The sequence below is a fragment of the Streptomyces sp. 8L genome (assembly GCF_020176795.1).
Classification (GTDB): Bacteria; Actinomycetota; Actinomycetes; order Streptomycetales; family Streptomycetaceae; genus Streptomyces.
Genome location: NZ_JAIUKE010000324.1, coordinates 1 through 12498, shown reverse-complemented (window position 1 = coordinate 12498; position 12498 = coordinate 1). Strand labels below are relative to the sequence as shown.

7 protein-coding genes are annotated in these 12498 nt (G+C 72.5%); all 7 read left to right on the top strand.

Annotated features, from left to right (window positions below; translation table 11 throughout):
• The first annotated feature begins 418 nt into the window (after positions 1-418).
• Entirely contained in the window at positions 419-1621 is a 1203-nt protein-coding gene (locus tag LCE31_RS24660) for an aromatic ring-hydroxylating oxygenase subunit alpha (RefSeq protein ID WP_225017730.1), read from the top strand.
• Positions 1622-1833: 212 nt separating this feature from the next.
• On the top strand, positions 1834-2853 hold the full coding sequence (locus tag LCE31_RS24655) for an LLM class flavin-dependent oxidoreductase (RefSeq protein WP_225017727.1): 1020 nt from the start codon (positions 1834-1836) through the stop codon (positions 2851-2853).
• 186 nt (positions 2854-3039) lie between these two features.
• Positions 3040-4593: a glycosyl hydrolase family 18 protein gene (locus LCE31_RS24650; RefSeq protein WP_225017725.1), complete on the top strand. Its 1554-nt coding sequence runs from the start codon at positions 3040-3042 to the stop codon at positions 4591-4593.
• Between the two features lie 312 nt (positions 4594-4905).
• Positions 4906-5847 (top strand): glycosyl hydrolase family 18 protein, encoded by a 942-nt coding sequence (locus tag LCE31_RS24645; protein ID WP_225017723.1) that lies wholly within the window; start codon positions 4906-4908, stop codon positions 5845-5847.
• A gap of 246 nt (positions 5848-6093) precedes the next feature.
• Entirely contained in the window at positions 6094-6828 is a 735-nt protein-coding gene (locus tag LCE31_RS24640; RefSeq protein ID WP_225017721.1) for an SDR family oxidoreductase, read from the top strand.
• Between the two features lie 461 nt (positions 6829-7289).
• On the top strand, positions 7290-11399 hold the full coding sequence (locus tag LCE31_RS24635; RefSeq protein ID WP_225017719.1) for a discoidin domain-containing protein: 4110 nt from the start codon (positions 7290-7292) through the stop codon (positions 11397-11399).
• Positions 11400-11544: 145 nt separating this feature from the next.
• Positions 11545-12354, top strand: a complete 810-nt coding sequence (locus LCE31_RS24630; RefSeq protein ID WP_225017716.1) for an SAM-dependent methyltransferase — start codon at positions 11545-11547, stop codon at positions 12352-12354.
• Positions 12355-12498 lie beyond the last annotated feature (144 nt).

Here is a 12498-nt window from a genome sequence, read left to right as displayed (position 1 = left end):
GCGCCATGGCGGGGCAGAGCGCGGCGGTGAGGGCGACGAGGGGGCGGCGCAGGGTTGCGGGCATGACGGCCTTCCGCGATGTGGGGGGATGTTAGGAAGGTTTCCTAACCGCTTGGCCCAGACCTTCCGCCGAACGCTGCGGTCATGTCAAGACTGTTGTGTCAGGTCCTGGTAAAGGACCCCCGCGGGACGCGCCCGCCCGGCGTCGTCGGCCCGCGTCACCCGCCGGGACCCTCCCGGATCGTGCGGTTCGCACGGGAATGGAAGGGTCGGCCCTGGAGGCGGAGAGGACGGGTCGTGGCGGGTCGCGCGCCCCGCCCGCGGTGCGCGCGGTACGGGCGCGGGACCCGGGCGGCACGGGCGCGTCACGCGTCCGCCGGCCACGGCCACCGACGAGTCGCACGCAATGGAGAAGCGCATGACCCAGACACAGCCGGCCGGGGACGAGGCACGCGCACAGGCGAAGGGCCGTGCCCGGCACGCCCGGGAGGTCTCGGGGCCGGACGCCGACCTCCGGCGGACCGGGATCTCCCCGGACTTCTGGTATCCGGTGGCGACCTCCCGGAGTGTGTCCAGAGGCAGGACTTTCGCGGCGTCCTTCGCGGGCGAGCGGATCGCCCTTTACCGGGGGCGGAGCGGCACCGTGTACGCGCTGGAAGACCGGTGCGCGCACCGCCAGGTCCCGCTGAGCATGGGGGTGGTGGAGGACGAGGCGCTCCGCTGCTGCTACCACGCCTGGGCGTACCGCGGGAACGGGCGCATCTCGCAGATCCCGTACCTGCCCAAGGGGGTCGAGGGGGTTCCGCGCGGGGTGCGCGCCTATCCGGCCAGGGAGCGGTACGGGCTGGTGTTCGTCTTCCCGGGCGATCCGGAGAAGGCGGCGACGACGCCCCTGCCGGACCTGCCGCAGTTCAACTCCCCGCGGCACAGGACGATGACGTTCTCGCGCACCGTGCACTGCCACTACTCGTTCATGCACGAGAACCTGCTCGACATGAACCACCAGTTCCTGCACCGCAGTGTGCTCGGCCGCATCCAGCCCACCCTGCTCGGGTACGAGACCGGCGCGGAGTTCGTCGAGGCGCGGTACCTGTTCACACCGGCCGGCGGCCGCAAGGACCGCGGGGCGGGGCTGCTCTCCGCCGAGGGCGTCGGCGGCTCCGGCTCGCCCGACGTCATCACGATCCGCACCCAGTATCCGTATCAGACACTCCAAGCGGTGCCGGAGAACGCGGAGTTGCCCGCCTTCTCCCTCTGGGTGGCGTACGTGCCCGAGGACGCGCAGCAGCGCACGAACCACGCGTACGGGCTGCTGATGATCGAGAAGCCGCCCCTGCCCGGAGCGCTGCACCTCGCCTGGCCGCTCATCCGGCGCTTCACCGAACGGGTCTTCGCGCAGGACCGGATGGCGGTGGAGGCGGAGCAGCGCGCCTGGGACGAGCAGGGCGAGGACTGGAACCGGGAGGTCTTCCCGCTGATCAAGGACGTCCGCGGGGTGCTGCGCGCGAACGGCGTGCCGATCGACCCACGGGGCGCCGTGCAGGGCGCCTCGTCACTGTGCGGGACCGGCGGGCAGGCGTGCGCGTCCGCGGCGGCCCGGCCGCAAAAGCGCCGCCGCTGAGATTCCGGCGCGGCGGACCCGGGGCGGCCCCAGCCACGCGGGCGGCGCGCCCCGCTTTCCCGGCCGGGGTTGCTTCAGCCGCAGGCCGAAGAGCGGTTGAGCGGCGGGGCCCCCGGCCGGACACCGCGGGAGGCCTGCCAGAATCGTCGCGGCGCAGCGGTGGGGCGATCACGCCACGGACGCGGGAGGCGCCACGGATCGGGGAGGCTCCTGTGCCGCAGACCTCGGAACCCTTGCGCAAGCTGGGGTTCCTCACCATCGGGCTGTTCGACGGGGACGACCCCCGCGCGGGCCACGAATCGACACTCGCCGTCATCGAACTCGGCGAGCGGCTCGGCTTCGACAGCGCCTGGGTGCGCCACCGCCACCTCCAGTACGGCATATCGTCGCCGACGGCCGTGCTCGCGGCGGCCACCCAGCGTACGAGCCGTATCGAGCTGGGCACCGCGGTCATCCCCCTGGGCTGGGAGAACCCCCTGCGGCTCGCGGAGGACCTGGCGACCGTCGACATCCTGTCGGGCGGAAGGCTCAATCCGGGGATCAGTGTCGGGCCGCCCACCCACTACGACCCGGTCAAGAGCGCGCTGTACCCGGACACCGCGGACTCCGAGGACTTCGGCTACGACCGGGTGCGGCGCCTGCTGGACTTCGTACGCGGCGAGCGGGTCACGGACTTCAGCGGCACCGAGGGGTTCGAGACATACTCGGACCGCGTGCAGCCGCACTCCCCCGGCCTCGGGCGGCGCATGTGGTACGGCGGTGCCAGCCTCCGCTCCGCACGGTGGGCAGGACAGCAGGGGATGAACTTCCTGACCAGCAGCGTGGTGCGGGCGGAGGAGTCCGAGGACTTCGCCGCCATCCAGCTCTCGCACGTACGGGAGTTCCGCGCGCATCACCCGGAAGGCGACCGCGCGCGGGTCTCGCAGGGCCTTGTCGTCGTGCCCACCGACTCCGCCACACCGGCGCAGCGCCTCAAGTACGAGGAGTACGCGAGGAAGCGGCTGCCGCGCACCGCCTCGCCGCAGGGCCCCGCCCGGATGCTGTTCGCGCCCGACCTGGTCGGAACGTCGGACCAGATCGCCGAACAGCTCTACGCGCAGCCCGCGTTCAGAGAGATCGACGAGGTGGCCTTCGCGCTGCCGTTCGCCTTCGACCACGAGGACTACGTCCAGATCCTCACCGACATCGCCACCCGGCTCGGGCCCGCGCTCGGCAGGCCCGCGACCGGCTGAGGCGGGGCTCCGCGACGCGCGCGGACGGCGGCGGGTCCGGGGGGCGGACACCGGGGCGCGTATGCCTGCCCCGGATGCGGGCGCCGCGCCGGGGCGGGTTTCCCGGACCCTTGACACGCGACGCTCCAGGGCGATTAATGGTCCAGACCATTGCCCAGCCGGTCCCCTACGAAGGGAGAACGGTCCATGTCCGGACCCGTTCACAGACCTGCCCGCGCTCTTCTCGCCCTCCTCGCCACCGGTGCCGCGGCCCTCGGGCTCGCGGTGACCGGGGCGGGCACCGCCCAGGCCGCCACCGCTCTGCCGTCACACCTGTTCGCCCCGTACTTCGAGGCGTACAACGGTGACAGCCCGGCCCAGCTCGCCGCGCAGTCCGGCAACAAGTACCTCACCATGGCGTTCCTGCAGACCGCGTCCGCCGGCTCCTGTACGCCGTACTGGAACGGCGACAGCTCCATGCCCGTCGCGCCGTCGACGTTCGGCGGCGACATCGACACGATCCAGGCGGGCGGCGGCGACGTCATCCCGTCCTTCGGCGGGTACGCGGCCGACGACAGCGGCACCGAGATCGCCGACAGCTGCACCGACGTCGCCTCCATCGCGGCGGCCTACGAGAAGGTCATCACGACCTACGACGTCAGCCGGATCGACCTCGACATCGAGGACAACTCACTGACGAACGCGGCGGGCATCGACCGGCGCAACAAGGCCGTGAAGATGGTGCAGGACTGGGCGGCCGCCAACAAGCGGCCGGTGCAGTTCTCCTACACCCTGCCCACCACGACGCACGGTCTCACCGACGGCACCGCGGGGGACGGCAGCGGCCTCTCCGTTCTGAAGAACGCCGTCTCGAACGGTGTGAACCTCGACGTCGTGAACCTCATGACGTTCGACTACTACGACAACGCCACGCACCACATGGCCACGGACACGCAGACCGCGGCCCAGGGACTGCACGACCAACTCGCGGCGCTCTACCCGGCCAAGAGCGACGCGCAGCTGTGGAACATGGTCGGCGTCACGGAGATGCCCGGCATCGACGACTTCGGCGCCGCGGAGACGTTCACCACCGCCGACGCCACCAGTGTCTACAACTGGGCGGTCGCCAAGGGCATCAACACGCTCTCCCTGTGGGCGCTCCAGCGCGACAACGGCGGCTGCCCGGGGCAGGGCGGCTCCGACTCCTGCTCCGGCACGACGCAGAGCGCCTGGCAGTTCAGCCATACCTTCGAGCCGTTCAACGGAGGCGGCACCACGCCCCCGGCGAACGGCATCTCGGTGGCGCTCTCCCCGGCCTCCGGGTCGGTCGCGCCCGGCTCCGGCACCACCTCGTCCGTCAGCACGGCCTTCACCGGCAGCGGCAGCGCCCCCTCCGTGAAGCTCAGTGTCAGCGGCGCGTCCGCGGGCGTCACCGCGAGCGTCAGCCCCGCCTCCGTCACCGCGGGCGGCAGCGCCACCCTGTCCGTGTCGACGACATCGGCGGCGGCACCGGGCACCTACACCCTGACGGTGTCCGGCGCGGCCGGCTCGTCGACCGGTTCCGCCGCGTACAAGCTGACGGTGACCGGCGGTGGCGGCGGCTCGTGCTCCGCCGCCGCGTGGCAGTCGTCCGCCGTGTACGTGGGCGGCGACTCCGTGTCGTACGGCGGACACACCTGGAAGGCCAAGTGGTGGACGCAGGGCGAGCAGCCCGGCACGACCGGCGAGTGGGGTGTGTGGCAGGACCTCGGGGCCTGCTGATCCGGGTGCCGCCGGCCTGAACACGGCAGCGGGCACCCGCTGTTCGCTCCTTTCGCCCGTTCTCGGGGGCCGGTGGGCGCCGGCCCCCGAGAGTCGTGCCCGAATTTCGGGCCCGGCGTGATGACGCGCGCGCCACCGGCGGCCGTCGTCGCCCGCGCTGGGAGGCCCGGCCGGCCGTGTCGTGTGGTGATGGGACCTTGTGTCGTGTGACGACGGGGCCTTGTGGGGGCGGTGCGCGGCGGGCTTTCATACACCCGGAGCCCCCCAACCGCGGTTCTCCCCGGGCACCGCGGCTCCACGAAGGAGCGGTCGATGCACATCAGAAACCTGTTCCGTACGTTCGCGCTGGTGGCCGCCGTCGGCCTCGGCGCCCCGCTCGTGGCCGCGGCGCCGGCGGGCGCCGCGTCCGAGGCAGCGGCCTCGGCGACGAGCAAACGGGTCGTCGTGTACTACCAGACGCAGTTCAACAACGGCACGTACGTCTCACCGCGGGCGATGACCGACAACAACACGGGTGTCACCGATGTCGTCGTCGGCGCCATCCACCTCAACGGCGACGGCAGTGTGGCGCTCAACGACGACTCCCCCGACAACGCGAAGTTCGACCAGATGTGGAGCGATCTGGGCGCCATGCAGGCCAAGGGCGTGCGCGTCGAGGGGATGGTCGGCGGTGCCGCGCAGGGCAGCTTCCAGCGGCTGGACAGCGACTTCGACACGTACTACCCCAAGTTGAAGAACGTCATCACGACCCACCACCTCGACGGTGTCGACCTGGACGTCGAGGAGTCGATGTCCCTCGCCGGCGTCGAGCACCTCATCGACCAGCTGCACACCGACTTCGGCGCCGGGTTCACCGTGACGCTCGCGCCCGTGGCCACCGCGCTCAACGGCGGCGGCAACCTGTCCGGCTTCAGCTACGACAGCCTGTACCGCGACCGCGGATCATCGATCAGCTGGTTCAACACGCAGTTCTATTGCGGCTGGGGCAGCCTTTCGTCCACGAGCGGCTACGACGGGATCATCAGCCACGGAGTGGTCCCCGCGGACAAGGTGGTCGCGGGGACGCTGACCAACGCGGCGAACTGCGGCAGCGGTTATGTGCCGATGGACACGCTCAAGTCCACCGTCTCCTCACTCGCCCAGAAGTACCCGTCCTTCGGCGGTGTCGCCGGCTGGGAGTACTTCAACTCCGACCCGGGCGGCACGTCGGCGCCCTGGGAGTGGGCCGCGAACATGTCGGCCGCGATGGGCTGACGGCCCGTCGCCCTCCGGGAGACCGGACCGTGCCCCCGCAGGACGGCCGCCGCGTGCCCTCGTACGCCCGCCGTCACACGCGGGGGCGCGGTCGCGCCCGACACTGACTGACGGCCCGGGTGGACCGGTGTTCGTCGTACGGGCCGAGGACGGGCACCCGTTCGGCCGTCGCGTGTCACATCCGCGGCGGGTACGTCGTCCATTACCAAAGACCGAGTGACCGACGTGGACGAAGGGCAGCGTGGCATGCGTATCGCAGTCGCAGGCGGGACCGGCTGGGTGGGAAGGCTCGTGGTGGAGGCCCTGGCCTCGGCCGGGCACGAGCCGCGGGTGCTGGCGCGCTCGGCGGGGGTGGACCTGACGACCGGCCGGGGGCTGGACGCGGCGCTGGACGGCGTGGAGCGGGTCATCGACGCGAGCAACGTGACGTCGATGAGCAGGGCGAAGTCCGTGGCCTTCTTCGAAGCGGCGACCGGGGGCCTGCTGCGCGCGGAGGAGGCCGCCGGGGTCGGGCACCACGTGGTGCTGTCCATCGTCGGCATCGACCGGGTGGGCTACGGCTACTACCAGGGCAAGCTCCGTCAGGAGGAGCTGGTGCGCCGGGGCGGCGTGCCGTACACGGTGCTGCGGACGACGCAGTTCCACGAGTTCGCCGCCCAGATGCTGGCACGCGGCGGACCGCTCGTCGTCGCCCCGCGGATGCGGTGCAGCCCGGTCTCGGCGCGTGAGGTGGCCGACGAGCTCGTCCGGCTCGCGACCGGCGATCCGGCGGGAGACGCACCGGAGTTGGCGGGGCCCGAGGTGCGCGAGATGTCCGCCATGATCCGTCAGCTCCAGCGGGCGCGCGGCGGGCGCCGTCCCGTACTGCCGTTGACCCTGCCGGGCGCGGCGGGCAGGGCGATGGCGTCAGGGGCGCTGCTGCCCGCCGGCGAGGGCCCCCGGGGGACCCAGACCTTCGACGCCTGGGTCGCGGCGGGCTGAGGCGGCGCCTTCCGCGAGCCGGACGCGGGCCGCCCGCCCCACGGGCAGGACCGGTCCGGTCGTCCGGACGCTTCTCGGTCACGGGCCGCGGAGCCGGGCCGAGGGGAACGGCCGGAACCGGAACAGGCACGCACTCCCCCGGTGGCGCCCGGACGCCCCGCCACGCCGAAGGCACGGCGAGGGCCGCTCACGCGTCGGCGCCGACTCCGCAGCGACTCGGCGTGCGCCCTGCACGCCCGACGGCCGCTCACGCCTCGGCCCGGGCTCCCCACCGGCCCGATCCCCTGCCGGCCCGGCCTCCGTCCTCGCCCCCGTGCGCCCTGCGTGCCGTCACCTGCCTCTTCCGCGCCCGCTCTTGACACGAAGCGGAAGGAAATGGAGCCTATGGCAACGTTGTCAAAAGAGAGCTGAACCCCCGGGCCCGACGGTCTCCCGGGTTCCTCCGACCGAACGGGCCGCACATGTCACAGCAGTCGCCGTCGCCATCGCAGTCGTCCCGCCCCTCCCCCTCACGCCGGTCGGTCGTCGCCTCCGGCACGGTCCTGCTCGCGGGGTTCGGGCTCGGCGCCGCCCTGCCCGGACCCGCCTTCGCGGCCGAGCCCGCCGGGGCGGACGGCGCCGCCCCCGCCGGTCGGGGCGGTGAACTGGCCGCCTACCGGCCCGTCGCCGTCTCCTCCACCGACTACGCCCCCACGCCCGCCGAGTTCGCCGTGGACGGGGTCAGCACCACCGGCGTCAAGGGCACGGGATGGCGGGCCGCGGACGGCGACCCGCAGTGGATCAGCATCGACCTCCAGGCCCAGTGCCGCGTGGAATCCGTGCGCCTCACCTTCGAGGCCACCTCGGACGACCCCGTGTTCACGCCCTCACCCGGCGGCAATCCCCGCGACAGCACGACGGGGCAGGAGATCCTGTCGAGCTGCGCCGTGGACTTCACGGTCGAGACGTCCCGCGACCACACCACCTGGACGGCCGTGTACACGACGGCGTCGGGCAAGGGAGGTGTGGTGGACATCCCGCTCGACAAGCCGGTGACGGCCCGCTGGGTGCGGATGACGGTGCGCAAGCGGTCCAACGCCAACCCCCTCGGCCTGAACGGATTCGAGGTGTACGGCACGGCCCGGGGGCACCGGCCGCCGGCGACCGGCTGGACGGACTGGGGGACCCACCACGAGGAGGCGCCCGGCCTGGAGGTGGCCGCCGACGGGACCGTCCCGGTCGAGTCCGGCTGGACGCTGACCATGGACGACTGGGCGGGCGGCACCGGCGCGCAGCTGTCGCGGCCCTCGGTGGACACGAGCGCGTGGCTGCCCGCGAGGGTGCCGGGCACGGTACTGGCCTCACTGGTGGAGCAGGGGCATCTGCCGGACCCGGTGGCCGGCTTGAACAACCTGCGCGTGCCGGAGGCGCTGTCGCGGCACGCCTGGTGGTACCGGCGGGCCTTCCGCCTGCCGCGCGGGCTGCGTACGGGCTCCGGCCGCCATGTATGGCTGGAGTTCGACGGGGTCAACCACAAGGCGGACATCTGGCTCAACGGCCATCAGGTCGGGGACGTGACCTACCCGTTCGCGCGCTGTGCGCACGACGTCACCGCGCTGCTGTCCGGGAGCGGCGAGCAGGCGCTCGCGGTGAAGGTCTCGCCGATGCCGCATCCGGGCAGCCCGGGCGACAAGGGCCCGGAGGGGCTGTCGTTCGTGGACGCCGGCGCGAACATCATGAACCTCGACTCGCCCACGTACCTGGCCTCGTCGGGCTGGGACTGGATGCCCGCCGTGCGCGACCGGGTCGCGGGCATCTGGAACCATGTACGGCTGCGCTCCACCGGGCACGCGGTGATCGGCGACCCGCGGGTCGACACCGCGCTGCCCGACCTGCCGGACACGGGCACCGCCGAGGTGACCGTCGTGGTGCCGGTGCGCAACGCCGACTCGGCCGACCACCCGGTGACGGTGACCGCCTCGTTCGACCGGGTGCGGGTGTCGCGTACGGTCACGGTCCCCGCGGGCGCCTCGGTGGACGTGGCCTTCGCGCCGGACACGTACCGCCAACTGGTCCTGATAAACCCGGAGTTGTGGTGGCCCAACGGGTACGGGGAGCCCGCCCTGCACGATCTGACGCTGACGGCGGCGGTCGGCGGGCGGGAGAGCGACCGGCGCACGACGCGGTTCGGCATCCGGCAGTTCGGCTACGCCTACGAGCAGCCGCTCCAGTTCGTCGCGACGGGCGACTCGTACACACAGAGCGTCGACGTCGGCGCGCGCACCGCGCGGTACGTACGGGTCCGGTGCCTGACCCGCGCCACGGGCTGGGGCTCCTCGCTGTGGAGCCTGTCCGTCTTCGACAGCTCCGCGCCGTCCGCCGACCTCGCGCTGCACAAGGCGGCGACGGCGTCGTCCACCGACGAGCCGGACCACGCGGCGGCCAACGCGACCGACGGCGACGTGAACACCCGCTGGTCCTCGTCGTTCGACGACGACCAGTGGGTCCAGGTCGACCTCGGCGCGTCCGTCGCGTTCGACCGGGTGGATCTGGCGTGGGAGCAGGCCTACGCGAAGACGTACGTGGTGCAGGTGTCGGCGGACGGGTCGTCGTGGACGGACGCGAAGTCCGTCGACAACTCGGCGGTGCCGCTGCCGTTCAACAACGGTGACGCCTGCCTCCAGACCGTGGACTTCACCGCGCGCACCGCGCGCTATGTACGGCTCGCCTGCGCCGCACGGGCCACGAGCTGGGGCTTCTCGCTCTGGTCGCTCTCGGTGGTGGACAGTTCGAAGCCCGGCACCGATCTGGCCCTGCACCGGAAGGCGACCGCGTCGAGCGACGACTCCTCGAATCTGGCGGCGAGCGCCACCGACGGCGACGCGGGCACCCGCTGGTCCTCCGCGTCCGAGGACGACCAGTGGATACAGGTCGACCTCGGCGCGTCCGTCGCGTTCGACCGGGTCGCGATCGTGTGGGAGCAGGCGTATGCGAAGACGTACACGGTCCAGACGTCCGACGACGGCAGCACCTGGACGGACGCGAAGTCCGTGGACAACTCGACCGATCCGCTGAAGATCAGCGTGAACGGGGTGCGTGTCTTCTGCCGGGGCGGCAACTGGGGCTGGGACGAACTGCTGCGCCGCATGCCGGCGTCCCGGATGGACGCGGCGGTGCGCATGCACCGCGACATGAACTTCACCATGATCCGCAACTGGGTCGCCAGCAGCAACCGCGAGGAGTTCTTCGCCAGTTGCGACGAGCACGGGCTCCTGGTGTGGAACGACTTCCCGAACGCGTGGGGGATGGACCCGCCGGACCACCAGGGCTACAACGACGTCGCGCTTGACACCGTGAAGCGCTACCGCATCCACCCGTGTGTGGTGGTGTGGTGCGGTGCGAACGAGGGCAATCCGCCCGCCGCGATCGACACCGGTATGCGCACCGCGGTCCAGACCCAGGCGCCGGGCATCCTGTACCAGAACAACTCGGCGGGCGGCATCATCACCGGCGGCGGCCCGTACGGCTGGACGGAGCCGGCCGACTACTTCGAGCCGTCGACGTACGGCAGCGGCAGCTTCGGCTTCCACACCGAGATCGGCATGCCGGTGGTGTCGAGCGCTGAAAGCACCCGGGCCATGGTCGGCGACGAGCCGGAGTGGCCGATCGCGGGCGCCTGGTACTACCACGACTGGAGCACGAAGGGGAACCAGGCCCCGCAGAACTACCGGGCGGCGATCGAGGCCCGGCTCGGCGCGGCGACCGGTGTGGACGACTTCACGCGCAAGGCGCAGTTCGTCAACTTCGAGAACACGCGCGCCATGTTCGAGGCATGGAACGCGAATCTCTGGAAGGACGCCAGCGGTCTGATGCTGTGGATGTCCCATCCGGCGTGGCACAGCACGGTGTGGCAGACCTACGACTACGACTTCGACGTCAACGGCGCCTACTACGGGGCGCGTTCGGGCTGCGAGCCGCATCACGTGCAGGCCGACCCGCGGGACTGGCGGGTACTGGCGGTCAACCACACCGGCAGCGCGCTGAAGGGCGCACGGGTGACGGCGCGGCTGTACGACCTCACGGGGCGCGCCCTGGGCGCCGAGCGCCGCACCCGGGTGGACGTGGCCGCGGCCGGCACGGCGGAGGCGTTCACCGCGGCCTGGAGCGACGGGCTGCCCGCGCTGCACCTGTTGCGGCTGACGCTCCAGGACGCGCGGGGCACGGTCCTGTCGCGGAACACGTACTGGCGCTACCGCGACCCGGCCGACATGAAGGCGCTCGACAGCGCCCGGAAGGCGACCGTCTCCGCCGACCTCACAGCGGTGCGCAGGGTGGCGGACGACCGGAGGGAAGCGACCGCCACGGTGCACAACCGGGGCCCGGGCGTCGCCGCCATGGTGCGTCTCGCGCTGCTGGACGCGCACAGCGGCGACCGGGTGCTGCCGACGCTGTACGGCGACAACTACCTCTGGCTGCTGCCCGGCGAGTCGCGCGCGGTGACGCTGTCGTGGCCCGCGGCGGCGCTGCCCTCGGGGCGGCCGGCCCTGCGGACGGAGGGGTACAACGCGCCGCGGGCGGTGACGCGCGGCTGAGCCGCGAGGCCGTGCGGACCGACGGCCCGCCGGGCGGGGCGGCACCCTGCCCGACGGGCCGTCACCGTTCGGTGTATCGTACGGACGCCGTGATCAGTAGGGTCGTACGCAGCGCGCACGACCGATGATCCGGAGGAACTCCGCTGTGCCCGAACGACCCTCCTGGATTCCCCACGGCGTCGACATCACCCAGGCGAACGTCTCCCGCATCTACGACTACTTCCTGGGCGGTTCGCACAATTTCGCGGTCGACCGGGAGGCCGCGAGGGCCGCCATCCGGTCCATGCCGGGCATACCGGCGATCGCACGCGCCAATCGGGCCGCCATGCAGAGGGCGTTGAGGTTCGCCATGGAGCGGGGCATCACACAGTTCCTGGACGTGGGATCGGGAATCCCGACGTTCGGCAGCGTCCACGAGGTGGTACGGGCCCGGCGTCCCGGCTCCCGGGTGGTGTACATCGACAACGACCCGGTGGCCGTGGCGCACAGCCGGGCCGTCCTCGCGGACGATCCGGACGCGGCCGTCGCCGCCGCTGACCTCCGTGATCCGGCGGGACTGCTCGGCCGCCCTGAGGTGCGCGCACTGGACTTCGAACGGCCGGTCGCGCTGCTGCTGGTGGCCGTCGTGCACTTCCTGTCGGACGCCGACGGGCCCGCCGGGATCATCGCCGCGCTGCGGGACGCGCTCGCGCCGGGCAGTGTCCTCGTCATCACCCACGCGACGCTGGACCACGGTCCGGCGCCGGACGGACAGCGCGCCGTGCAGGACGTGTACGACCGGACACCGACGCCGCTCGTGATGCGCACAGTGGCCCAGATGAGGCCGCTCTTCTCGGGGTTCGACGTCGTGGAGCCGGGCATCGTGCCCCTGCCGCACTGGCGGCCGAACGCGCCGGACGAGCCCTTCGACCGGGTCGAACTGCACGGTCTGGTGGGCGTGGGCGTCAAACCCTGAGCGCCACGGCCCAGGCGCCGGGCCCCGGCTGTGCACGGGCGGGGGGGGCCCCCCCCCCCCCCCCCCCGCGCCCCCCCCCCCGCGCAACGGGGCCCCCCGGGCCCCGGGGGGGGGGGGGGGGGGGGCGCCGGGGCGGCGCGCCGA